General features: G+C 29.7%; 32 protein-coding genes. 5 read left to right on the top strand and 27 right to left on the bottom strand.

The window, feature by feature from the left end:
- Window positions 1-136: 136 nt before the first annotated feature.
- The 27 genes from ABWO04_RS02395 to ABWO04_RS02265 all read right to left on the bottom strand — a co-directional run bounded on the left by ABWO04_RS02395 (window position 137) and on the right by ABWO04_RS02265 (window position 20605).
- Entirely contained in the window at window positions 137-2209 is a 2073-nt protein-coding gene (locus tag ABWO04_RS02395; RefSeq protein ID WP_353076978.1) for a hypothetical protein, read from the bottom strand.
- A 135-nt stretch (window positions 2210-2344) separates the two neighbouring features.
- On the bottom strand, window positions 2345-4600 hold the full coding sequence (locus ABWO04_RS02390) for a hypothetical protein (RefSeq protein WP_353076977.1): 2256 nt from the start codon (window positions 4598-4600) through the stop codon (window positions 2345-2347).
- Window positions 4600-5598: a hypothetical protein gene (locus tag ABWO04_RS02385; protein ID WP_353076975.1), complete on the bottom strand. Its 999-nt coding sequence runs from the start codon at window positions 5596-5598 to the stop codon at window positions 4600-4602. The genes ABWO04_RS02390 and ABWO04_RS02385 overlap by 1 nt, the downstream gene beginning before the upstream one ends.
- The gene (locus tag ABWO04_RS02380) at window positions 5595-6137 is read right to left on the bottom strand and encodes a hypothetical protein (RefSeq protein WP_353076973.1); all 543 of its coding nucleotides are present in this window, start codon (window positions 6135-6137) and stop codon (window positions 5595-5597) included. The genes ABWO04_RS02385 and ABWO04_RS02380 overlap by 4 nt, the downstream gene beginning before the upstream one ends.
- Window positions 6131-6574, bottom strand: coding sequence for a hypothetical protein (locus ABWO04_RS02375; protein WP_353076971.1), 444 nt, complete (start codon window positions 6572-6574; stop codon window positions 6131-6133). The genes ABWO04_RS02380 and ABWO04_RS02375 overlap by 7 nt, the downstream gene beginning before the upstream one ends.
- Window positions 6575-6646: 72 nt before the next feature.
- Entirely contained in the window at window positions 6647-7285 is a 639-nt protein-coding gene (locus tag ABWO04_RS02370) for a hypothetical protein (protein WP_353076969.1), read from the bottom strand.
- A gap of 34 nt (window positions 7286-7319) precedes the next feature.
- Window positions 7320-8444, bottom strand: coding sequence for a PBSX family phage terminase large subunit (locus tag ABWO04_RS02365; protein ID WP_353076967.1), 1125 nt, complete (start codon window positions 8442-8444; stop codon window positions 7320-7322).
- A gap of 39 nt (window positions 8445-8483) precedes the next feature.
- A complete protein-coding gene (locus tag ABWO04_RS02360) occupies window positions 8484-8888 on the bottom strand; it encodes a hypothetical protein (protein ID WP_353076965.1) in 405 nt (134 codons plus the stop codon).
- Window positions 8867-9031: a hypothetical protein gene (locus ABWO04_RS02355; RefSeq protein ID WP_353076963.1), complete on the bottom strand. Its 165-nt coding sequence runs from the start codon at window positions 9029-9031 to the stop codon at window positions 8867-8869. Before ABWO04_RS02355 ends, ABWO04_RS02360 begins: the two co-directional genes overlap by 22 nt.
- The gene (locus tag ABWO04_RS02350; protein WP_353076961.1) at window positions 9013-9348 is read right to left on the bottom strand and encodes a hypothetical protein; all 336 of its coding nucleotides are present in this window, start codon (window positions 9346-9348) and stop codon (window positions 9013-9015) included. The genes ABWO04_RS02355 and ABWO04_RS02350 overlap by 19 nt, the downstream gene beginning before the upstream one ends.
- Entirely contained in the window at window positions 9315-9797 is a 483-nt protein-coding gene (locus ABWO04_RS02345) for an RNA polymerase sigma factor (RefSeq protein ID WP_353076960.1), read from the bottom strand. Before ABWO04_RS02345 ends, ABWO04_RS02350 begins: the two co-directional genes overlap by 34 nt.
- A complete protein-coding gene (locus ABWO04_RS02340; RefSeq protein WP_353076959.1) occupies window positions 9798-10016 on the bottom strand; it encodes a hypothetical protein in 219 nt (72 codons plus the stop codon).
- Between the two features lie 126 nt (window positions 10017-10142).
- A complete protein-coding gene (locus ABWO04_RS02335; protein ID WP_353076957.1) occupies window positions 10143-10484 on the bottom strand; it encodes a VRR-NUC domain-containing protein in 342 nt (113 codons plus the stop codon).
- A 249-nt stretch (window positions 10485-10733) separates the two neighbouring features.
- Window positions 10734-12908: a VapE domain-containing protein gene (locus tag ABWO04_RS02330; RefSeq protein WP_353076955.1), complete on the bottom strand. Its 2175-nt coding sequence runs from the start codon at window positions 12906-12908 to the stop codon at window positions 10734-10736.
- Window positions 12895-14457: a DEAD/DEAH box helicase family protein gene (locus ABWO04_RS02325; RefSeq protein WP_353076954.1), complete on the bottom strand. Its 1563-nt coding sequence runs from the start codon at window positions 14455-14457 to the stop codon at window positions 12895-12897. The genes ABWO04_RS02330 and ABWO04_RS02325 overlap by 14 nt, the downstream gene beginning before the upstream one ends.
- A gap of 204 nt (window positions 14458-14661) precedes the next feature.
- Complete coding sequence (locus tag ABWO04_RS02320; RefSeq protein ID WP_353076952.1) at window positions 14662-15021, bottom strand: DUF3127 domain-containing protein; 360 nt, start codon at window positions 15019-15021, stop codon at window positions 14662-14664.
- An 11-nt stretch (window positions 15022-15032) separates the two neighbouring features.
- The gene (locus ABWO04_RS02315; RefSeq protein ID WP_353076950.1) at window positions 15033-15419 is read right to left on the bottom strand and encodes a hypothetical protein; all 387 of its coding nucleotides are present in this window, start codon (window positions 15417-15419) and stop codon (window positions 15033-15035) included.
- A 2-nt stretch (window positions 15420-15421) separates the two neighbouring features.
- Complete coding sequence (locus tag ABWO04_RS02310) at window positions 15422-15844, bottom strand: hypothetical protein (protein ID WP_353076948.1); 423 nt, start codon at window positions 15842-15844, stop codon at window positions 15422-15424.
- A 170-nt stretch (window positions 15845-16014) separates the two neighbouring features.
- On the bottom strand, window positions 16015-17028 hold the full coding sequence (locus tag ABWO04_RS02305; RefSeq protein ID WP_353076946.1) for a DNA-methyltransferase: 1014 nt from the start codon (window positions 17026-17028) through the stop codon (window positions 16015-16017).
- A 1-nt stretch (window position 17029) separates the two neighbouring features.
- A complete protein-coding gene (locus tag ABWO04_RS02300) occupies window positions 17030-18400 on the bottom strand; it encodes a helicase-related protein (RefSeq protein ID WP_353076945.1) in 1371 nt (456 codons plus the stop codon).
- A 246-nt stretch (window positions 18401-18646) separates the two neighbouring features.
- On the bottom strand, window positions 18647-18811 hold the full coding sequence (locus ABWO04_RS02295; RefSeq protein WP_353076943.1) for a hypothetical protein: 165 nt from the start codon (window positions 18809-18811) through the stop codon (window positions 18647-18649).
- The gene (locus ABWO04_RS02290) at window positions 18789-18980 is read right to left on the bottom strand and encodes a helix-turn-helix domain-containing protein (RefSeq protein WP_353076941.1); all 192 of its coding nucleotides are present in this window, start codon (window positions 18978-18980) and stop codon (window positions 18789-18791) included. The genes ABWO04_RS02295 and ABWO04_RS02290 overlap by 23 nt, the downstream gene beginning before the upstream one ends.
- Window positions 18970-19200 carry a hypothetical protein gene (locus ABWO04_RS02285; RefSeq protein ID WP_353076939.1) on the bottom strand — a complete coding sequence of 77 codons (231 nt, stop codon included), beginning with the start codon at window positions 19198-19200 and terminating at the stop codon, window positions 18970-18972. Before ABWO04_RS02285 ends, ABWO04_RS02290 begins: the two co-directional genes overlap by 11 nt.
- Before the next feature lies 1 nt (window position 19201).
- Entirely contained in the window at window positions 19202-19543 is a 342-nt protein-coding gene (locus ABWO04_RS02280; RefSeq protein WP_353076937.1) for a hypothetical protein, read from the bottom strand.
- Window positions 19533-19745, bottom strand: a complete 213-nt coding sequence (locus ABWO04_RS02275; RefSeq protein ID WP_353076935.1) for a hypothetical protein — start codon at window positions 19743-19745, stop codon at window positions 19533-19535. The genes ABWO04_RS02280 and ABWO04_RS02275 overlap by 11 nt, the downstream gene beginning before the upstream one ends.
- A 356-nt stretch (window positions 19746-20101) precedes the next feature.
- Complete coding sequence (locus ABWO04_RS02270; protein ID WP_353076933.1) at window positions 20102-20329, bottom strand: hypothetical protein; 228 nt, start codon at window positions 20327-20329, stop codon at window positions 20102-20104.
- 111 nt (window positions 20330-20440) lie between these two features.
- Complete coding sequence (locus ABWO04_RS02265) at window positions 20441-20605, bottom strand: hypothetical protein (protein WP_353076931.1); 165 nt, start codon at window positions 20603-20605, stop codon at window positions 20441-20443.
- A 154-nt stretch (window positions 20606-20759) separates the two neighbouring features.
- On the opposite strand from ABWO04_RS02265, the gene ABWO04_RS02260 reads away from it, so the two are divergent.
- From ABWO04_RS02260 to ABWO04_RS02240, 5 genes are all read left to right on the top strand, one after another.
- Window positions 20760-20996: a hypothetical protein gene (locus ABWO04_RS02260; RefSeq protein ID WP_353076929.1), complete on the top strand. Its 237-nt coding sequence runs from the start codon at window positions 20760-20762 to the stop codon at window positions 20994-20996.
- A 42-nt stretch (window positions 20997-21038) separates the two neighbouring features.
- Complete coding sequence (locus tag ABWO04_RS02255) at window positions 21039-21236, top strand: hypothetical protein (RefSeq protein ID WP_353076927.1); 198 nt, start codon at window positions 21039-21041, stop codon at window positions 21234-21236.
- Window positions 21233-21457: a hypothetical protein gene (locus tag ABWO04_RS02250; protein WP_353076925.1), complete on the top strand. Its 225-nt coding sequence runs from the start codon at window positions 21233-21235 to the stop codon at window positions 21455-21457. The genes ABWO04_RS02255 and ABWO04_RS02250 overlap by 4 nt, the downstream gene beginning before the upstream one ends.
- Window positions 21454-21666: a hypothetical protein gene (locus ABWO04_RS02245; protein ID WP_353076923.1), complete on the top strand. Its 213-nt coding sequence runs from the start codon at window positions 21454-21456 to the stop codon at window positions 21664-21666. Before ABWO04_RS02250 ends, ABWO04_RS02245 begins: the two co-directional genes overlap by 4 nt.
- A gap of 150 nt (window positions 21667-21816) precedes the next feature.
- Window positions 21817-21997 (top strand): hypothetical protein (locus ABWO04_RS02240; RefSeq protein WP_353076921.1); only part of this gene is annotated, 181 nt, incomplete at its 3' end.

The raw sequence follows: 21997 nt of genomic DNA, 5'->3' as shown, positions 1-21997 counted from the left end.
ATTTATTTAACGAAAAAAAAAGTTTATTTTACACATTGAATTGTAAAAATGTTTATATTTGCAAAGACATTTTTTCCATAGTTTGAATTTTTTAGTTATTAATCATTAAAGCCACCCTTAACGAGTGGCTTTTTTGTTATCCTAAACTTGCGTTACTTACTATGTTTCTGTCTAAACTTTGTTGCGTAGTTACATTGTTTGCTACTACATACGCTTGAATAGGTTGTTGTTCTCTTCCCAAGGTTTGTTGAATTTGATTAACGCCAGCGTTACCAACTACATTAAAACTCGGAGCACTTGGAGCACCACCACCTCCACCACTTGGAGCAGTTGCACCTCCACCTTTACCACCAGGAGTTTTAACCGATAATATTTTCTTTACATTCATAAGTCCGCCCGCTACTGCGATACCTGCTGCGATTGAAGCTCTTACAGGAGATGAAGGATCACCAGGGATTAATTGCGAAGTATAGGCTTGTTGCGCAGCTAAGTAAGTTGATACTGTTGTAGATGCAACCGCTAACGCTTTACCTGCTCCCGTTGTTTCTCCTAAAATATCAGAAGCCATACTTAAAGCATTAGATACAACTTCTAAATTTTGTCTTTTAGCTTGTGCCTCTCTTTTGTCGATTTCCTCTCTTGACTTGGCAAACTCTTCTTGTAATTTAGTTCTTTGCTCTTCGCTTAAAAGTTTATCTTCAATTAATGCAGTTTCTCTTTCTGTTAAAATTGCTCTTTGCTCCTCAAAAGTTAAAGCTTCAAATTCTTTATTTAATTCAAGTTCCTCTAATTTCTTTTCTTGGTCTTTTGCTTTTTTGTCTTGTGCCTCTTTATCGTCTTTTTCCTTTTGCTCTTTTTTACGATTACGCTCTTGCTCATCATACTTTAAATTAATATCGTTTTGCTCATTCAATATTTGTAATTCAAGTTCGGTTGTATCTTTTCCGTATTTTCTTAAAAGTGCTAACTTCGCATCATTCTTAATTTTGTTATCGTTAAGTTCTTTTTCACGTTCAGTAAGTACGCTATCGTCATTTGCCTTTACAGCCTCTTGTTGAATCTTTTTAATTTCTTCAAGGTCTTTCTTTTGTTGGTCTCTTAATTCTTGTCTTGCTTTGTCCCTTTCTTCTTTTCTTCTCTTTTCGTTTTCTTTTGCTGAACTTACTTCGGCTGTTTTGATTTCAACTAAATGACGATTTTGTATGTCTTTCTTTTCGTCAAGTGCTTTTCTTACATCTTGATTTTGTTTATTAAATTGCTTAATACTTTCGCTTGCTGTTTCTTGTTGCTTTTTAATAACCTCTTCATCTGCACCCGCAGCTTTTAAACTTGCTAAAGTATTTAAGTTCTTTTGATATGTATTTTCCGCAATTGCTCTCTGTGATTTTTCGTAAGCAATTTTTTCATCAATTAATTTTAATTCTAATTTACGAATAGCCTCCGCACTCATTCCACTTGCTTTTGCCATTGCAAGTTCTTGCTTTTGCTTTTTATCGAATTGCTCCGAATTTCTTTCAAGTGTTTTAGTTTGACTTTCAAGTGCTACTCTATTTTGTTCAACTGCTGCGGAGTTTTGTTTTGCAGCCTCTGAATTATCTATAAAGTATTTTGTCAAAGCTACACCCGCAGCAATAAGAGCTACAACCGCTGCTATAATTGCACCGATTGGATTCGCAGCTTGTGCTGCATTCCATAACCACTGCCCTGCTGTAATTGCTTTTTGAACTATTGTGAATTTTTGAGCTTCCGCGGCTAAACGTCTAAATTCCTTACCACTATCTGCAATTACTGACAAACTTTGCGAAAGTGCCATTGCTGACTGCACTTTTAATAATGCTTCTTGAGCACCTTCACCCTCAACCCCTACTAATCCAAGTGCAGCCTGATAACCTTGCAATGCGTTTGCACCCGCGGCGATAGCATTTGTAGCAACCTGAAACCTTTTGCCGGGGTCGTATAAATCGGACGTTTCTTTAGCTTCTTGTACTTTGTCTTTTAAAAGTGCTACTTTCTTTGCTGCATCTAAAGCGGCTGCAGAATAATCACCAAACTCTTCTTGAGCTTTGATTAATTCCATTGTAGCTTCACGAATTTGAGTTTTTAAAGAAGCCGTTTGTTTATCAGTTTCTTGAACTGCCTTATTTAAGTTGTCAAGTCCGCCTAACGCTTTTAATTCGTCAACATCTATTTCTATTACTTTTGTAATCATTTTGAATTGTATTTACGCCATTGATTATATTGTTTTAACTCTTGGAAATTCTCTGGAAATTTGTATTTACCTTTTGCGAAATCAATTGTTTCACATTCTCCTTTTGGTGCTATCTTTAATAGCTCGATTATTATTTTAAGCATTTTGTATAATTGGTATTTCGATGTCTATAATTGTTCCTGTTTCGTCTTGCCACTTCCCTGTTATATACCCTATTCTTTCAAGTCCTGTTAAATTTTGTGATATATCTACTCTAATTGTTGTATCATTATCGTAGTCCGTAGCTATGTAATCAATCCACCCATAAAGCGACGCTTGTAATGATATAACGGGACTTACATTTCGCAATAATAACGCTTCAATACTTTGCTCTGTATTATCAACTTCATAAAATGGCTCAAAAGAGAATCGGTTACCTATTGGAACTATTCCACTACGATAATCTGTTAGCAATTCCATTGTAGTTTCTCCGCTTGTAATATCGGTTGTCATTTTATTAATCGTATATTTTTTATCACGAATAATAATTCTATCGTTTAATTTAATATCAATTAATTGAACTGGATTAAAGTAGCATTTAACAACAACTAATCTACTTTTTATATTAAATATATTACCTAAATAATTTTCGTAGTGTCTTTTATATAATCCGTTTGATGCGGAACTTAAAAACCAAGTGCTTATTTCTTCACCCCAATTTAAAGTAAGTATAGTTCCATTATTATAATCGTTTGAGAATCTTCTATATTGAACAATATGCTGATGTCCACCCGTTGTTAAATTAATTCTAATATTTGGAGTTACTGTTTGCGTTCCATTATCGTACATTAATAAAGGCTTCGGTAAATAGTTAGCTAAATCAATCTTTTTAAATGTAATGGTTTGAAAATCGCTATTTGATTTTCTTTCATACATAGCATTTTCAAAAGGTAAATCTACGCTGAAAGTTGAACTTTCTAAACTATCAATTTGCTCATAAGCCAAATCACCATAAGCAAAATTACGAGTAGACATAAAGAGATCATTAAACTTTGTATTTAATATATTTTCACTTTTTTGATATTTGAAATTAATATTCTTATACATTGAAGTCTTTTTCAATTCTATATCATCTGAAATTACATTCGCACTTATGTCGTTATACTTTCCATCGTTGTAATAAAGTTCTAATGGAATTAACTCGTAGGTTGTTTCATCTGTTGAAATAATAACAAGGTTAAACATTTTAATTAAGCCTGTAATTAAATCAATTAGTTTCAAATCAGGAGCATAACCGCCTACATCAATAGTTCCTACAACTGTCTGAAGTGGACTTGTTGCTGTATAGTTAATGCTGTCAAATCCTATACCACCATCATAAACAACTTGAGTTGTAAATGAGAAGCCAGCTCTTGAACTCACATAAATAGTATATTTATCTTCTATATTTTGCGTTGTAATTGTTCCATTAAAGAACCCTCGAGTTCCACTATTACCAACAATATTAACAAAAGAATTAATTAAAACTTCGTTTTTATAAATTAAAATATCATAAGGGAATGAACTTGAAGTAGCAACTGAAACACCTATATATCTAAAATCGTTAATTTCAGGTCTTATCATAAAACCAATCTCATCAGTTGTTAAATCTAATTCAGTAAAATCTGTACTGCTTTTTGCTGTAAAATTAACTTTTATTGGAGATATTTTTGGCAAAAATGTTTCCGCATTCTTAAATAACATCCATAACTTTGTAAATTGTGGGTAATCTAAAAAAGCACCAGTAAAATTCAAATCATACTTATCAGATATTTTCTGCATTATAACTGATAATGGTATAGCTGGAAATAATGTATTCCAATGAATAGAGCCAGTATTAGTTGTAATGTCGTTAGCACCGCCAGTATTATAATTATATATTCTATCATTTGCAAATAACGGATATGATACATCGTAAGTATTGCTTGTAATTCTATTAATTACTTCCGTACTTGTAAACGTATGGTTTAAACTACTAAAATCTAAATTTGCAAGTTTATCCTCTTTTAAAATATCTTTAATATTCTTTGCCTTGCCATAAAATACAATAGAATATGAATCTACCATATTATATTTGTACTTCACGTCGTTTAAAGCAAATGCTCCATCTCTAAAAGTTCTTGTATCTACTTCGATATATCCGTTATACTTTACCCTATGGTCAAATCCACCATCTAAACTACTTTCGTACCAATGTTTGAAAATTTCATTGTTGGTAGTACTTGCTGGAATAGTGAAAGATTGAGTAAAATCTGTTTTAGCTTTTGACACATCGGCAATATCTTGAACCGATGAAGTAACGCTTATCTTTTCATCGTCAAATAATTCAATTCTTTTCGCTATTCCATCAATATAAATATATAAAGCTACCATTATATTACATCGTTTATTAGTCCGTAGTTGTATTCGAATTCAATTTCGTAGTTAATGTTCTTATCTTTTAAATGCGTTTTAATATCAAAACTTTGGCTCTTAACTATTGCTGGCTTGTTGTCTAATAAAACTACTTGACTTAATAATAAATCTTGTATTAACTCGCTGTAATTTTCATCAACCCATCCCGTATTACATTTTATCTTTTGCGTACCTTGAAAATTAAAACGCTGTTTAATACCTTGTAATGGATTATAATCGATTGATGAAGGTAATAGGTTATAGTCTTTAGATTTTACTTCTATACCTTGCTGATTCGCTTTAAAGAATGTAAGATACTGCCAACCACCTAAACGATTAATAAAAGTACAAACAACAGGCGTATAAATAGGCTCGCATAATTGTTCAGGGAAAATTCTAAAAACTCTCTCTCCACCAGCATAATTTAAAGTATATCTGCCATAATCATAAGGCAATTTGTACATAGTAGGATCGCTTGTTGAAAAAGCATATTCATAGTTTCCTACCCATTCCCATTCGGCACCAGTCTCAAAAAAGACATTAACGTAGTTAAATCCAGATGCAGTAGTTAATGTTATGTCAGTGTTAAACAACAGTACAATGGCTTCAGTTGTATATTGATTGTAACCACTCAAATAAGAAGTATATCCATTCAAACATATATATAATTCATCTAATATCTCAACATCATCAGAATAGCTTATAACTCGCATATAACACCACGTGTTAACATTTTCTTGCGTAGGTACTGATACGTTAACGGGTGCAATAGGCTTAATAAAACCTTGTGCTAAATTAGAAATATTCCAAGATAACTTTGTTTGCGTCGGACTTGGCACTTGCTTTGTAAATGTATAGTTTGGAGTTGTAGGTTCGGTAGTTCCCTTATTCCATAAAAATACTTCTATCTTTGCAGAAGTTTGCCCCACCTCATCAACTTCAATAAAATACGGACTTCTGATATTTATCTTTTTCATTTCTTAAATGTTGTTTCTTTTAACAATTTTTCTACGTCTAATGCATACGCCTCAACCAATTCATCAGGCAACCTTTCAAAACCAACTTCAAAAGGTTTACTAAAAAAGCGAGTAGCTTCAATTCCTTTTTGGTATATGCTTCGAGTTATAATAAAAGCAGTTTGTTCGTAGCTTAAAAACCTTCCGCTCTCTCTATCTTTAAATTGATAGCGTCTATCTTTTACCCATTGATTAATGCCTTCTGTTAATCCACCTTTTTTACCCGTACGCGTTCCGAATCTGAAACCGCCTTGCTTAAAAGTACTTAATGAGTTACCGCTACTTTTACCCTTTACTCCGCTATCTTGATACGCTCCGTACTCTTCCATTTCAAAGTAAAGTCCTATACTATTTTTTGAAGTAGTAGCCTCTCCTTTTATGCTATCGTATAGCTTTCCCTTAACATTTTTATTCTTACGTGTTAAATTAGCACGAGATTGACTTACGACATATTTCGTAAACTTTGAAAGTGCCTTATTTGTTTCCGTTCTATCTAACATAATCTATTAGGGAAGTTCAAAGTAATCAAAACAGAATACCCATCTAATCCGTTAGCAAATGCGTTATCTATTAATAACGGACTTGAACTCGTTACAAAAGAAATGTTTTCGTCATTTTGTAATCGTTCAGTCTTATTTATAATACTTCTTAATACATCATATGCTAAACTCCAATTATCCCATCGATTATCATTTCCGTTAAACTTATTCGTTATAGCTCTTTTATTTGTATCACGTTGGTCAACTACTGTAACCTCGAAAGTTACATCGTTAGAATTGAAATCGTTTGAATTTACCCTAACATTTGCCATAGGGTATAAATCTTTTTTGTTAAAATCCAATTCATCTTCATTTGCTGAAAATATAGTCTTAATACGTTCATCTTCGTTTAGATGTCCGACTATTAAATTAAGTCCTGCTATAATAACGTTTCGCATTTTCTTGTTTAAATTTTTCTTCTTGTGCCTTATCTTTTAAATAATCGATATGCGTCAAGATTTCGTTAATATTTAGTTGTGATACAACTTCTTTAAATCGGAGCCTATCTCCTCCAGCGAGTTCATCAATTGTGATATACCAACCCCATTTTTCTCCAAAAGAGCTACTTCCGAACTCGTTAGATTTTTTAGTGTATATTGAGGGATAGTTGTCAATAAGTCGATTGTTAAACTCGAAAAAAAAACCTTTGCACCTATGTAGGCACTTGCAGGAGCTTTTTGCATTAACTCGGCATACTTATCACTACCCTTGTATTTTTCAATCGTGTAGAGCTTGTTTTTCTCTCTCTTAATTGGTCGGTATAAAACAGCCATAGCTTTAAAAATATCTGCATTCAAATACATTTCTGCGTCTAAAAATTCAGAGCCTGACATCGCGTCAAGATTCGGAATAAAACCAAACTTTATACCATCGATTGTAAAATGTTCAATCTGTGGCTTTGAGTTTAATAAGTTCAAAACACTATCTGCAATTTCGTTTATATCTGACATTGAAAAAGTAACTACCTTTTCAAGTGGTAACTCGCACACTATTGAAACGATAGTCATTTTTAAAAGCGTTTCATTATCGATTAGCTTAACGGCTTCCGTAATTTTGTGAAGCTGTAAGCAAGTGATTTCTTTTAGCGATGTTGGTATAGTAACTTCCATATTATTATAACGTATTTTTTTATTTTTTTTTTGATTATCCGAACATTAATTTTCCTTTTGACTTTCCAAGTCCTATTGTTTCCATTTCGTGATACCTAAAAGCGTCAATAGCGTGGTTATACATATCAATAGGTTTGTTTAAAGTAGCACCCGTTTTTTTATCTTTATCCCAAGCGTATTTTCGTAACTCATTTATTAAGTTAGTGCTTTGCTTTGTAACTAAATACTCTTGCCCTTGCATCGTTTGTATTCCAAAATTAATACTATCACTTCCCTTTGTAACTCCAAACGCTCTCACTCCTAACTTTGTTAGCTCGGCAATAGATTTTGGCTCTGCACTATCACAATAAGTCGGTAATTTTGAAGTAATGAATTTTGATATCTGACTATTTGATAACTCTTTTTGGTAGCATATTTCGTTTACTATTCGTTTATCATTCCATTTGTAAACCTCAACTATTGCAGTAGGGTCGTTTGAGTATCCAAAGTCAATACCATAACCTATTAATCGTGCATCGTTTGGTATTGTGTCAATTGATTGCCAATTGTTAAAAATAACGCCTTCAAGTGTACCTATCTGACCTAGCCCATAAACCTTGTACCAATTTTCCCAATAGCTAGAAGTCTTTGCTTTCTCTTTTGCTTTTAAAATAAAGTTAAGAGCGGATTCAGGACACGCCTCATTATCTTCATAGGTTACAATTATAAAATCAACATCATTATCATTTTGCAAATCGGTATGAAACCAAAACTCATTGACTGGGTTCCAATCCAAATAAACGCCTTTCTTTGTACGTGAGGCTAATTCTGTATAAGCGTGAAAGGTCATATTATTTGCCTCATTCATATATAAATAGTCACGTCTTGCACCTCTTAATTTGCTATCGTTATCAGCACTAAAGAATTCTATTTGAGAACCATTTGAAAAGTTATATTTAAAATCGGTTGCATTCCATCGGCTATCTACCCAACGCCCGGTTTCAATCATAATCTTTTTAAAGTCTTTCATTGCACCTCTTTTAAGATGAGGTATTGACTCAGCCACAACTGAAATTTCAGATAATTTATTCTTTGCTGCAATATCAATTAAAATCGGAATCACCGCAAATGTTTTTCCACTTGAGGTGCCTCCTTGAATTCCTTTGACAAATTTTGTCAAATTCTTTATTTTATTTATAGTTGTGGTTCTAACAAACATTTAATCTGGGAATAATGGTTGCTCGGTTATAATAGTGTTTTCTGTTTTTTCGGTAAGGTTGTTTAAACGTTGTGTTATACTTGAATTATAAATACTTGCCATACCTCCTTCAATTTGGTCTGTTCTAACTGCTTTACGTATGCGTAAACAGATAGTTTGATATTCTGTATATCTTTGTTCAGTATTTGCAAAATATTGGCTTAAATCACTTATAATTTCATTATCATAGCACCAACATTCAAAACCTTCAATAGTTAATGGTCTTTCTTTTTCACGATATACCATTTCGGCATCTTTACCAACGTAATCCTGAACTTTTATAGGATTGCTTTTAACTTCATTTTTGTAAGCTAAAAACAATTCCCACATTTTTTCAGGAGTTTCTATATATTTTTTCTTTCCCATTCCGTTTTTACTTTTAAGATAAATTCTTCTTTTGTTAAATTATCTTCAAATGAATCATATCTAAATTTACATTCGTCAACTTTATAATACAAAGTATATCTATTATTTTTTATAGTACATTTTATTACTTCGAATTTTCCCATAATCGTTTTAAATCTTTCATATAGTTATTTTGATATGTAGCTCCGCAACTTTTACAGCTGTCAGTCTTTACATTGAATAGTCTTAACCAAATACCCTCACAATAAATTATATCTTGTACTTTACTTCTTGGAATTGGTAAGCCTTGATACCAGCTAAATACTTCAGTTAAGAATACCATATCCTCTTCAGTTGGTTTTTGTGCTTTCTTAAAAGGAAATAATTTATTATATTTAGATTGTCTTTTCTGACAATTATCGCACTGCTCTATTCTTAAAGCATCTGTTACAACTTTGATTGCATCTCCAAGTCCTTGCATAGTTTTAATTTTATACGTTGAAATCGTGTGTATATAGTTCGGTAAGGTATCCCTGTTTCACGTGATAGTTTCGAAAGGTTTGCACCATCAATTTCTGCAATAATTTCGTTTTTATCATTCGTAATTTTTCTACCGAAGTAAGCGTAGTATAATTGCTTTTCAACATTTGATAGTTTATTTAAATTAATTCTTTGCTCCTGGTAATCTTCGTTTGATATTTCAAATATACTAAAGTCATCAATAGGGATTTCTTTTGTATTTCTAATTTTGTTAATGTAGATTGATCGCATTACGATATAAATATATCCGAAGTCTATTTCGTGAAATTGTTTACCTGTTTCGTAAAGCTTAATGTAGGTGTCTTGTAAAAGGTCGTCGTAGTTATTATGGTCAAATTTCTTTGCCATAGATAATAACTCTTTATGATACCTTACAAGTTCGTTTAACATTTATGCTTTTTTGGAGCGTCTACGTTTTTTTATAATTGTTTCCGTTTCAACTTCCAAATCTAATTGTTCTGGAGTAGGTTCTAAAATAATTTGCAAAGCTCCCTTAAGTGCTTTGTTAATTTCTGCAATACGTTCGGGTGTACCTTCAAAAGTTTGCCCTATGCTGTATTGTCTTGCTGTTTCTTTATCTTTAAAAGATAGTTGTACTGTTGCTTTCATATTAGTATAACGTAATTATTTGTAAATTTACTTAATTATTCAATACCGTAATAAAAATAATCCAATTTTTTTATAATTTCTTTTAATCGTGTTGGATTTTGTTTTGATACATAAAGTTTATTTTTCTCAATTTCCAATTCTTTTAAGGATTGTTGTTTTAAATTCTTCTTCATTTCTTATTAAAATATATTCTTGATTAAGGTTAGTTATTTTAGTTTCAAATATTTTTTGAGCATCGGATTGTTTGCCTGTATCTGTTTTAAGTTCAATAAATAAAACTTTTGAATCTAAAACCACAATTAAATCAGATACTCCTGGCATTGTTCCCGTAGCTTTTAGCTTTTTTGCTTCAATTAAATTTCTTGTTCCTCCATTTGGACACGAAAAAATCAATCCTTTTTGGTGCATTTGATAATTGTTTTTAAACCAAATCACACATTTTTGCTGTAGTAAATCTTCTTTGTTCATTTTATATTACATTTAATTATTTGTATTTCAATTGTTTAAGTGGTTGTAATATTGTAATATTTTTTGTCTGTGGAGTATTATATTTTTATATAAAAAACCATTATTATATAAAATGTATATGTTTTTTTAATTCTTACATATATTTTAATAATATTTTATATTACAATATTACAACCTATATAATTATTTTACTATCAGTAAGTTAAGTGTAATATTTAACATATTACATTTATATTACAAATATTACATTTAAAACGGAACTTCGTTATTATTTTGTACAAAAGTAGGTTCTTTGTGTAATAAAATTCCCATTTTTACTTTTCCTTTTATCCTATATGATTTATAAATTAATTTATTTTTAGTAAATATATCTTTAATATCATACTTTGAAACATTAATTCCCGAGTGTATATTTAAATAATTAAGTATATCGCCCTGATTCATTATTGTTTTCTCGCTGTGAGCTGTTGTTTCTTCGATAGAAAAATGGCTAAAAAATATTTCTTCTACTGGATTAACATCTAAATTTGTGGTTGTATGTTCGTTTAAAAAATCTATATCTTCACTTTTATAAATTTTCCAATCAAAGTCATTACGCCATAAATTAAAAGCTTCACGCCAAAGTGAATCGGTATCAATTGCAATCATTTTATCATAGTCAATTGATTCTACATTTACAGGAAGTAAACGCCTATTTCCTGTAACGTCTTTTAAAACATTAGATTCGTTAGTGGTTCCACAAATTGACGCCCTACGTTTAATTTTAGTGTAGTAAGCTGAATAAGGCAATCGTATATCAATCCAATTCGTATCAGCTACTCTCTTAAAGTCTTTAACGTCTTTTGTTGCAAGTCCGCCAAATTCATCATCAAAACAAATTAAACCTTTTGCAAGGTTATACATACTATCTTTATCATTTGCATCAATCTTTTTTTCAATAAGATAATCTTTTAACTCACTTGGTAAAATGTTTCTAAAAAATGAAGTTTTCCCTGTACCTTGTTTTTGACCACAAAGTACAAAAGTTAATGGACTTACTTTTGTTTCACTTAATGGACTAATCCAATTGTGAACAGTTCCTACTATCCATTTTTTAAACGCCCAGCGATTATATTCGCTTTGTGGTTGTATGCAATTAATATAAGCGTCTATTTGTTCAGTTTTAAATTCTTTGTTTCTAAAAAACGCATTTAATGGATTAAAATCTTTTGTGCTATCTGAATTAATAATATCTCTTACATCTGATTTTGATACATTAAAATCTAAAACCTTACAAGCTGTTTTGTATATACTATTTAGTTTATGGTCATCAATTACAACATTATCAATTTTTAATTCGCTTGTAATTGTATTTCTTTCGGGTGCATAGTTTTCAATTATAAAATTCTCGAGCTTTGCCATATTAGACAAATCTTCTTGTATCTTATATTCAATTTTACTTTCAATTAAATCATTTATTAGTTTTTCATCTACTTCAATTTTTTGAATATTAAGTACATTTGATACACTTTCAAAAGTTGCTTTACCTTGTGCCTTTTGTACGTTTACAGCTTTTATAGTTGCCTTTGTTTTTTCGCTGTATATTTCTATTCCAGCTTCTTTAACGTAATAGTAAAAAGTACTAATAGTTATTCCGCCTTGTTTACAAAAGTTTTTATAGTGTTTTTCTATTTGCTTTGGGTCGTACTTTGAACCACTTTGACAAATTGCTTTGAAGTAGTCAAGTCCTTGCGTTCCAAAATGGGAACCAATTGCAAAACCTATTTCGCAATATCTTTTATAGTCATCTTGACAAATATCAATATCTTTTACTTTGTCAATTATATCTGTAAAATCATCTTTTGCAAATACAAAGTTTTCCTTTTGTACTTCTTTTTTAATTTTGGTTTTGGCTACAAACTTTTTTGATTTTTCATTTTGAAACAAATAAGGGTCGTAAGATAAAAATCTTAATCTATTTGTATTTTTGCAAGATTGGTCAATTATTAAATTAAAGTTATCCCAATAGTACTGACCTAATTCATTAAAAGATTCTAAAAACTTATTAGGATTAATTTTAATAAATACGCATAATCCATCACCTCCAAAAGAGCGGTGCGAAATGTAAGTATATTGATCTGCATTTATTTTATTTACTAATTCAAGATTTACATCGTCATCAATATCCAAAACAATTAATCCGTTTAGTTGCTGAATATTTGCTTTATTTTTTTCGCCTTGATTCATAATTGCGGAACCTGTAATGCAAGGCATTTTTTGTTTTAATGCTTTGTATTTTGCTTCGTCTTTTTTTACAGCTCGAGCGTTTAATACCAGGTCCTGATATTTACCTTTTATTATCATTTCGCAATAATCAGCACAAAGTATATCTACTTTTTCTTTAGAGCTTACTGAATTGTAAAGGCTAAATTTAATTTGTTCCATATTTTTTATCGTATGCTTTACTTAATATTTTGTTACAATAATTTTTATAAATAACGTTTTTACCTTTTTTTAGAATTGAGCGAATAATTTGCAAATATTGGGGTTTCAAAAGTACGTCAAATCTTTTTTGAAAATTACCATTTTGCAAATGATATTTAAAATCCTTTTCTTCAATTTTACTTTTAGATATAAAATGAATCCATTTTTCAGCTAAAATTTTTAATGCTTCATAGTCTGTACTTCCTTTATTTATAAAATAATTTATATCCATTGTAGGTGGTTCTAATTTAGCTTTTTGACCATTTATTTTAAATTGTTTTGTTTCTTTTTCAATTTCAAAATCAACTTCTATAATTAGAACAACGTGTCCGCAATTTGGACATTCGGAATCTTTTTCATTAAAAGTAAAACCGCACGCCTCACATTCTTGTTGAGGTTCTAAAATTAGTTTTATTTTCCTATCGTTAAAAATTTTATTCCAATTTCTGTTAAAAGAAAATGTACCGTGTTCTTCAATATTATTACCACCGTCAATAATTATAATATTATCTTTTTTAATCTTATTTGTAATTCTGGCACCACGTCCACAAATCTGAATCCATAATGCAAGGCTTTTAGTTGCACGTGCTACAATTATGGCTTCGACATCACAAACATCAAAACCTTTTGTAAAACAACCTGTATTAATTAAAATTGCATCGGGTGTATTTTTAAACCATTCAATTATAGTATCACGTTCGTTTGTATTATTGTTAACTGAATCGTATGTTTTTACATTTTTGTCTTTAAATAATTCAGAAAAAATTGCATTCGTTTCTGTTGATGCTGTAAAAATCATAGTCTTTTTATCTTCGCAATAAATTTCGTATGTATTCCTTAACGCCCTTTGATAATCTTCGTGTTGGAATACTTTTTTCATTGATTCAACCGTGAACTCTCCAGAGCTATCTGTTTTTAAACCGCTACTATCAAAATCAATTAAATAGTTTTTATCTCTCACTAAATAATTATTTTCCATTAACCAATTAATAGGTTTGCCACAAATTAGCTTTTCGTAAACGTCTGCCATTACTTCCATTGCAGTAGTTTCTTCATCTAACTTATACCTTTTTAATCTTACGGGTGTAGCTGTAAATCCTAAAATTTTGGCATTTGGTAAAAAATCAAATAGCTTATTGAAAATCCAAACGTGGCATTCATCAATTGTACAATATTGTATGTCATTTAATAGCATTGTGTTTTTTTTAACACGGTTCCAAAGAGTTGAAACCATTGCTACAATTACTTTATTTTCAGGAAATTTTTTGTTTCCTGCTAAAACCATACCTACATCAATACCTTGTCTTTTAAAAGTTTCGTTTGTTTGATGCACCAGGTCAATACTATCAACTAAAATCAAAGTTTTAGAATTTAGTTGTTTTATCATTTCAGTAAAAATAACAGTTTTTCCTCCGCCTGTACTTAACTGAATACATAATCTGTTATAGTTTGGAATTTCGTTTAAAATTTCATCTAATAACTCTTGTTGATATTCTCTTAATTTTTTCATATAAATAAAAATCGCCCACAATTTCAGTCGGGCAGGACTTACTTTTGTGAGCGTTTTAAAAATCTCTTAAATTCTATTGAATCTGCCCAAACAATAGATATACAAATATAAACATTTTTACAATACAAAAAACAAAATTCCTAAATTTCTTCAAGGATTTCTAAATCAAATGTTTCGATTAACATTTTTAACATCGGATGTTTCCTAAAATGGCATATCGTCAGCTGAATCAATACGGCCTAATAAATCAATATCAATAGGTGCTTTAGCAGTTTGCTTAACTGGTGCAGTTGTTTCAGCATCATTTAAGTTGATTTTCCAACCTTGTAAGTTAACAAAGTATCTTCCGTTATATTCAGAACCTCTTAAATTAATTCCTACGCTTACATTATCGCCTACTTTGAATTTATCTAAAAGACTTGTTTTATCTTTTACAAAATCAATAGCTAACTTTTGCGGATATTGTTCATCAGTTTCAACTACAATTACTCTTTTTGTAAATCCGTTTTGACCTACTTCTTCTGTGTTACCTACAAGGATAACTTTTCCAATTACTTCACTCATTATTTATTTATTTATTTACGTTTAAATTCTTCTGATTCATCTTCTCCAAATACTCCAAGTTCATAAAATCCTGTAAGTTTTAAAACTGCTCTACTCATTGCACGTTTTTCTGCCATTTCCATAACATACCAACTTTGAGTATTACCATCTTTAAAACTATCACCTTTTAATGCAGAGCCAAATGTTTGAATAGTTGCGTTTTCTTTTATTGCAGTTGCTTTAACTACACAAAATTTAGGTTCGCAATTAATAACATCATAATTAATAGATACTTGCTCTTTAGCTTGTATTTTATCAATTCCACTTCTTGTAATAATAATGTAATGTTGGTGCTTATATACATCGTCTTTCGTTAATTCGTACTTCAAATATAACGCTTTTAATTTATCTACATTCATAATTAAAAAGTTATTGCTAATGATGATTTTCTTTGTGTGCTACTTACTTTCGTTACTTCAACTCCTTCACTATCGTAAATCGTATCCTTTGTGTTTGTAGCTACTTTAATAAGTTCAGCACGTTCTTTTAACTTTTGCTCTAATTCAGCGTATACAATGTCCTCTTTGTAGTTTAAAGACTCTCCACCGCTTCGGTAAGTTCCTTTGATGCCGAATGCCTCAAAGTTTTCTTGCGGAATTGAATTTTTTAACTCATCTGTAACGATTTGTAACGCCTCGTTAATTCTAACCGCTTGTGCGTAAAGTTCCATTTTATCAGTTTGCCCAGCATCTAAAAGATTGCTAACAAATGATTTTGCAGAAAGTTGAATTTCTTTTTTTGAAGGTAGAAAATTATTAGTTTCTACACTTTGCTCCTGTAACATCAGGAAAAGATTTTTTGTTGATCCCATAATATTTAATTTTTAAAGTTATGCAAATATAACATTATTTTGTTAATTAAAAAAATAAATTAGATAAAAAACGATTAACCTATACATCGTGAGGTTTTAAGGCAATTATATAAAATCAAATCACGTAATTAATATTAATTTGCCTAAAATAATGTTTCCTGTTTTACACTTTCTTTAAATCTTTTATTTGCTTCTTCTAAATTTAATTTAGCTTGTTTAAAATAACTATCTTTTAATTCAATTCCGATAGCTTTACGACCCATTGAAACAGGACTAAAAACCTCACTACCTACACCCATAAAAGGAGTTAAAACAACCTCATCAGGATTTGAATACAACTCAACAATTCTATCAATTACATCAAGTTGTAAAGGGTGTACGTGCTTTTCGTCATCTTCTTCTTTTGAATCCCTAAAAGGTAAAACGTTATCAATTCTAATATCGTCCCAAACACTCGAAGCATAACGTTGCCATATGTAATGATTTAATTTAGTTATCTTATCATCTTCATTAATATTATTAAGGTGTTCCCAAAGTTGCACCTCGTTTAAATCTGAATTATTAGCATTATTCCAAGCTCTTAAAATGTTTGGTAAAATAGGCACTTCACCTGCATAATGATTAATTCCAAATTTATGAGTTACAGGTACTTTATTTTCACCTTTTTTAGTAAATACTAAAACATAATCTGGCATAGCTGTAAAACATTTTGTACTATCTTCAACTATAAATTTATGCATTAAAGATTGTACCATAGTACGCATACGAACTTTTAAAGGCTCTTTCCAAATGGTAATACGATTACGATATTCAAATCCGTATTTTTGGTGTATTCTAATTATTTCGTTTGGAAAATCCCAAAGTCTACAAGTATTATCGAATACATCGGTACAATGTACAGCAGTTATACGACCTGATTTTGTAACCCTTGCAATTTCAGCTACTAAAAATTCGTATTGTTCTAAAAATTGTTCTTTACTTTCGCAATTAGACATATCGTGTTCAGAACTTGAATAGTTATATAATCCTGCAAACGGAGGACTATAAACTGATAAATCAACACTTTCATTATCTAAAGTTGGCATTACTAACATACAATCACTATTATAGATTGCATATCTGTCAGTTACAATTTGGTCTTTTACTTTGTTTTCCATGTTATAAAAATTTTGGTTTAATTAATTCTTTGTTAAATTCTTTTACTTTGTTTTCAAAACTACGATTAACATTTTCAGTTAAATTTTTATGTAGCTGTATTGCTTTTTGTGTCTTTTGTTCTAAAGCTTCTAATACCCTTGTTTGTCCGTCTGAAATTACCATATCAATAGTAACATCATTTTTTTGACCGAACCTCCAAAAACGTCTTATAGCTTGGTAATATTGTTCATAGCTCCACGTTGGAAAAAATACGGAATGATTACAATGCTGCCAGTTTAACCCCATTGAAGTCATCTTTGCTTTTGTAATAAGTCTTTCAATTTCTCCATTTGCAAAAGCTAAAAGAATTTCTTCTTTTTTATCAATCGATTGACTTCCTATTATTTCTACTGCATTTTTATCATTAGCTTTTAAAATACTACTTTCGTTATTTGTATTACACCAATAAACCGAAGTTTTACCACTTGCCAACTCGATAGCTTTTGCACATCGTTTTTCTTCTGTTTGCTTTTGTTCGTGTCTTACCTCTGTTATTGACTTTGCAATAGGTGTAAACATTTGTATTTGACCGTCAACATCTATTAAACTTTGATTTTCTATAATATGCTTATTTGTTATTAATTTTGGCAAATTGTAACGTTCATTGCTAAATCCTAAATCGCTAGGCATCTTTGCCATAATTGACCATTGATTAACCCAAGCAAAAAAATCTTTTTCAGCGTGTGGTTTTAAATAAAACTTTTCGCCTATATTTCTATTATTGCTATCAACTGAATTTTGATTATTTTTAAAGAACTTACCTATCATATCCATATACCCCATATATCCCAACGCTTCCGAACTTGTACCTAATTCAGTAAAGTCGTTGGGACTTGGTGTCGCTGTACTTAAAAATCGGAATGGTATTTTTTTAACAAAACTTGTAACTTCTTGTTTAATTTTACCATCAAAGTTTTTTAAAATAGAACTCTCATCTAAAATTACAGCCTCGAAATCATTTTCATTAAAATAATGTAAACGCTCGTAATTACAAATAATAATTTTTTTGGTATGTTTTCCATCTTTTGAATATTCAACATCTTCGATACCTAACTTTTCAGCTTCTAAAACAAATTGAAAAGCAACTGCTAAAGGTGTTAATATTAATACTTTTTTATTTGTGTGATTAACTATATTTTTTGCAATAGATAACTGAACTAAAGTTTTACCTAATCCAGTGTCTAAAAATACAGCTACACGACCTTTTTCAACAGCTTTTTCAATAACGTGTTTTTGAAAGTCAAAAGCTATGTCAGGAATGTAATTTGCTTTAAAACCAAAGTTCCCTATCGAGTGCCTTTTTGATTCTAAAAATTTTTCGTAATCTGTCATAATATTTAAAATAAAAATGCCTATTCGTATTTGCATCGGCTTCGACCTCGATACTCCTACAAATAGGCTAATGTTTTTAAGTTACTAATTTGTCGAAGCGTAACTATTGCACAAATATAATGTTTTTTTGTTAATTACATCTATTTTTTAATATTTTTTTATATAGTTCGTTTACTGATTCTTTATTGCAACCTCTTTTATAGTAGAAATTTAATACTCTTTTTATTCTTTGTAGCGGTGTTTGTTTCATTTTAATAAATACTTTACCGGTTTATTTTTTATGTGTTCCATTCCCTTAACTTGCTCTAAAACTTCTTTCGCTTTTAAAGTAGTTTCTTTTTGAATTTCGTAGGCTGTAGGGATTCGCTTTCCTACTAATACTATGCTTTTACGCTTCGATAATTTCGACATTTACTTTATAATTTAATTTGTTACATACTTTTTGCAAGGTTTCAAAAGAGCAAACTACTTGATTATTTAAAATGTGGTTTAAATGTGAGTAGCTTATTTCTGTTTCTCTTGCAAATTCTCTTTGGCTAATTCCCTCTTTTAAGAAGATTTCTTTTAGTTTATTGTTCATAATTCATTTTTGATTCGTAAATGTGGTATGTTTCAGTTATGTAAACAGGTCGATAAATAGTAACTGTTGTATCTTTTACTAATTTTTGCATTTGAAATACATTATAAAACTTCATTTTATTATTTTCAATGTATTCTAATTTGTGTGCTTTTGCTATTTCTTTTAGCGTTACTCTGTCCACTCCTAATTCGTTAGACATTTTTAATAAAGTCATTTTCATATTACAAAATTTTATCAAAAAATACTACTCCTTTTTTTCGTGCTATTTCTATATTTTCGTAAAACTTATTTATAAATTCACTTAATAGAATTGCATCGGCTTCGTTTAATTCAGCTATTTGCGTAATCATTCGCTCTTTAATATTTAAGCTATTTAAGGCAAATTCACTATCGTTTTTGTACACTTCGTTATAATGTTTGATAGTTTTCTTTTCAAGTGCTGTATGAAACATTTTGCCGTACTTCTTTTCAATTCCTGTTAAATTATAGTTGTCGAATATGTCTATAAATAATTGAGCTGTTAAAAGCAATTCTAATGCGTTGTGCGTTTCTTTAGTTCTCATGTTCTTTTAACCACAATTTAATAACGTTAATACTTTTTTCTAAATCTGTTTTAAATTCGCCTTTCTTTTCTGCTCTTTCTAATCTTTTTACAATATCAAAAAGATAAGAGTTCCATCCTCTCTCGGTTGCCACTTTGTAAAGTGTGCCTTTACTATTATCGTAGTGTTTCGGTGTTTCTAATGTTTCGTCTAAATATGTCATTATTCGTATGATTTTATAAATTGGTCTAATGCGTTTTTTTCGTTTGGATTTAATTCGTGTAGTAATTTTTTATTGACAGTCCATTTTCCATCAATTACTTCTATTGTTAGTTTCATATTTTATTTTAATTTTAGTTCACAATTTTTACATCTGTAATATTTTCTTTTGTAGTTGTAAGCAAATCTATGTTTACAAAATAATTGTTTAAAAAATTTTATCATATTTCTCTTATATCTCTAATTTTTACTAATCTAAAAGCCTCTCTAAAAGCTTTATACGCCTCATCAAAATTAGAAGCGTATATTTCTACTTCAAAATCTTGATACTCATCATTTCTATATTTCCAATAATAAACTCTATATTTTTTCATTGCTAAATAAATTATCAATTAATACTACCCACCCTTTATCTTCTTTTGTTAATTCTTGAACTAAATAAATAACTGATTCAAATTTTAAATCTACATAACTAAAAGTAGTTTGAAGCTCATCTATTAAATCTTTTGTAATAGTTGGATAAAGAGTTTTTTGATTTTCAATTTTTAAACGATTTTCTTCGCTTAAACGATTCCATAAGTTTTTCATTTTATTGTTTTTTAAAGATTAATATTCCACATATAAGTAATGCTCCTGTCATTACTAAAAAATTATCGGTACTCATTCCGATAGTTGCAACTGATAAAAAGATAATTGTTTTCATTTTCTAAATTTTGTTAATTCTCTTTTGCTTAAATATTCTAATTTATTATTTCTCATTTCTAAAATGATTTCTTTTATAAGTTCAGAACCATAACCTAAATCTATACAATTTCCAATTGTTTGATTTTCGTAAAAGCTAATTTTCATGTTTAAATAATTCATAATTTCTAATTGTTTTATTTTGATAGAGCAAATATAATATCTTTTTTTAGATAAACAACACAATGAAGTTAATTTATATTTATTCTAAATAACGTTTGTATGTTATTTGTATTAAAATAGTTTGTATATTTGTGGAAATTTAAACATTAAAATTATGACACCAAAAGAAAAAGCAAAAGAATTAGTACATAAAATGATTATTGATTTTATGGATTGGACGTATTGTATTCCTATTGATAAAAAAGGCGATTCTACAATACAAAGTGAAGCTAAAAAAAGAGCATTAATAACAGTTGATGAAATAATAAGTATAAAGTTATTATGGTGTCAAAAAGATACTAAAGAATTAGATTATTGGCAAGAAGTAAGAAATGAAATTTTAAAGCTATAGCCTTAAAATAAAAAATTAATTTAAACGTATAACCTTAAAATTATGGAAGCAAAAGAAAAAGCAATTGAGTTAATAGATAAGTTTAGAATTATATCTTATGGTAAATATTCTATTCCTACTAAAAATAAAGCCAAACAATGTGCATTAATAGCAGTTGATACTATAATTTTTGAGTTAAAATTAAGAAATTGTAGCGTAAAATATTTTGAAGAAGTAAAACAAGAAATAGAACTATTATGACACCAAAAGAAAAAGCAAAAGAGTTAGTAGATAAATATTGCTACGCTATACGAACAGAAGAAACAGATAGTCAATATTGGACTAATATTATTCACGCCAAACAATGTGCATTAATAGCAGTTGATGAAATATTAAACATCGACAATATTAAACCATACATTTTACATAAAGAAATAATTGAATTTTACAAAGAAGTTAAACAAGAAATAGAAAAGCTATGATACACAAATTACAACAACTAATAGATCGCAAATCATTTGTAGATAATATGGCAAATAAGTTGCACGTTAAACCTGACACAATAGAGTATTATTTTAGAACTGAAATACCTATTAAAAATAAAGTAATAATTGAAGCGTGTTTAGACTTGCAATTAAAATTAGACAAAGAGTTTAAACAAATTGAGGTTAAGGCTTGGGAATTGGTTTAACGTTTGTGGCTATACGATGTTGCCAAAAGTAAGCGAAAACATTCGATTAAACAACTAACAAAACAAGTACAAAATAAACATTAAATAACTCCCGAAGTGGCAATATTGTGTAACCACTGTTATCACTTCGGCTTTTTAAATACAAACAAGATGAAAAAATACGAATACAGAATGATTGATTACGATATGTTTGATGAAAATATGTCACAAGAACTTGATGGTTTAACTTTAAGAGGTTGGAAAATTATTAGAATATTAGAACCCATGAAATGGTTAAATAGTGATGGAATGTTTATCAGGATATTTTTTGAACGCAAACGTCAAGCTGAGT

This window comes from Flavobacterium sp., assembly GCF_040382755.1.
Taxonomy (GTDB): domain Bacteria; phylum Bacteroidota; class Bacteroidia; order Flavobacteriales; family Flavobacteriaceae; genus Flavobacterium.
This window is presented reverse-complemented; position numbering and strand designations above follow the sequence as displayed.

Coding starts and splice junctions, on each gene's coding strand:
- ABWO04_RS02250 (WP_353076925.1), top strand. CDS start 21,233: ATGACACCAAAAGAAAAAGCAAAAGAGTTAGTAGATAAATATTGCTAC.
- ABWO04_RS02295 (WP_353076943.1), bottom strand. CDS start 18,811: ATGTCGAAATTATCGAAGCGTAAAAGCATAGTATTAGTAGGAAAGCGA.
- ABWO04_RS02260 (WP_353076929.1), top strand. CDS start 20,760: ATGACACCAAAAGAAAAAGCAAAAGAATTAGTACATAAAATGATTATT.
- ABWO04_RS02275 (WP_353076935.1), bottom strand. CDS start 19,745: ATGACATATTTAGACGAAACATTAGAAACACCGAAACACTACGATAAT.
- ABWO04_RS02270 (WP_353076933.1), bottom strand. CDS start 20,329: ATGAAAAACTTATGGAATCGTTTAAGCGAAGAAAATCGTTTAAAAATT.
- ABWO04_RS02380 (WP_353076973.1), bottom strand. CDS start 6,137: ATGTTAGATAGAACGGAAACAAATAAGGCACTTTCAAAGTTTACGAAA.
- ABWO04_RS02290 (WP_353076941.1), bottom strand. CDS start 18,980: ATGAACAATAAACTAAAAGAAATCTTCTTAAAAGAGGGAATTAGCCAA.
- ABWO04_RS02345 (WP_353076960.1), bottom strand. CDS start 9,797: ATGTTAAACGAACTTGTAAGGTATCATAAAGAGTTATTATCTATGGCA.
- ABWO04_RS02285 (WP_353076939.1), bottom strand. CDS start 19,200: ATGAAAATGACTTTATTAAAAATGTCTAACGAATTAGGAGTGGACAGA.
- ABWO04_RS02305 (WP_353076946.1), bottom strand. CDS start 17,028: ATGGAAAACAAAGTAAAAGACCAAATTGTAACTGACAGATATGCAATC.
- ABWO04_RS02335 (WP_353076957.1), bottom strand. CDS start 10,484: ATGAACAAAGAAGATTTACTACAGCAAAAATGTGTGATTTGGTTTAAA.
- ABWO04_RS02300 (WP_353076945.1), bottom strand. CDS start 18,400: ATGACAGATTACGAAAAATTTTTAGAATCAAAAAGGCACTCGATAGGG.
- ABWO04_RS02330 (WP_353076955.1), bottom strand. CDS start 12,908: ATGGAACAAATTAAATTTAGCCTTTACAATTCAGTAAGCTCTAAAGAA.
- ABWO04_RS02280 (WP_353076937.1), bottom strand. CDS start 19,543: ATGAGAACTAAAGAAACGCACAACGCATTAGAATTGCTTTTAACAGCT.
- ABWO04_RS02370 (WP_353076969.1), bottom strand. CDS start 7,285: ATGGAAGTTACTATACCAACATCGCTAAAAGAAATCACTTGCTTACAG.
- ABWO04_RS02265 (WP_353076931.1), bottom strand. CDS start 20,605: ATGAATTATTTAAACATGAAAATTAGCTTTTACGAAAATCAAACAATT.
- ABWO04_RS02245 (WP_353076923.1), top strand. CDS start 21,454: ATGATACACAAATTACAACAACTAATAGATCGCAAATCATTTGTAGAT.
- ABWO04_RS02395 (WP_353076978.1), bottom strand. CDS start 2,209: ATGATTACAAAAGTAATAGAAATAGATGTTGACGAATTAAAAGCGTTA.
- ABWO04_RS02385 (WP_353076975.1), bottom strand. CDS start 5,598: ATGAAAAAGATAAATATCAGAAGTCCGTATTTTATTGAAGTTGATGAG.
- ABWO04_RS02255 (WP_353076927.1), top strand. CDS start 21,039: ATGGAAGCAAAAGAAAAAGCAATTGAGTTAATAGATAAGTTTAGAATT.
- ABWO04_RS02320 (WP_353076952.1), bottom strand. CDS start 15,021: ATGAGTGAAGTAATTGGAAAAGTTATCCTTGTAGGTAACACAGAAGAA.
- ABWO04_RS02325 (WP_353076954.1), bottom strand. CDS start 14,457: ATGAAAAAATTAAGAGAATATCAACAAGAGTTATTAGATGAAATTTTA.
- ABWO04_RS02310 (WP_353076948.1), bottom strand. CDS start 15,844: ATGTTACAGGAGCAAAGTGTAGAAACTAATAATTTTCTACCTTCAAAA.
- ABWO04_RS02390 (WP_353076977.1), bottom strand. CDS start 4,600: ATGGTAGCTTTATATATTTATATTGATGGAATAGCGAAAAGAATTGAA.
- ABWO04_RS02360 (WP_353076965.1), bottom strand. CDS start 8,888: ATGGGAAAGAAAAAATATATAGAAACTCCTGAAAAAATGTGGGAATTG.
- ABWO04_RS02375 (WP_353076971.1), bottom strand. CDS start 6,574: ATGCGAAACGTTATTATAGCAGGACTTAATTTAATAGTCGGACATCTA.
- ABWO04_RS02340 (WP_353076959.1), bottom strand. CDS start 10,016: ATGAAAGCAACAGTACAACTATCTTTTAAAGATAAAGAAACAGCAAGA.
- ABWO04_RS02355 (WP_353076963.1), bottom strand. CDS start 9,031: ATGGGAAAATTCGAAGTAATAAAATGTACTATAAAAAATAATAGATAT.
- ABWO04_RS02350 (WP_353076961.1), bottom strand. CDS start 9,348: ATGCAAGGACTTGGAGATGCAATCAAAGTTGTAACAGATGCTTTAAGA.
- ABWO04_RS02315 (WP_353076950.1), bottom strand. CDS start 15,419: ATGAATGTAGATAAATTAAAAGCGTTATATTTGAAGTACGAATTAACG.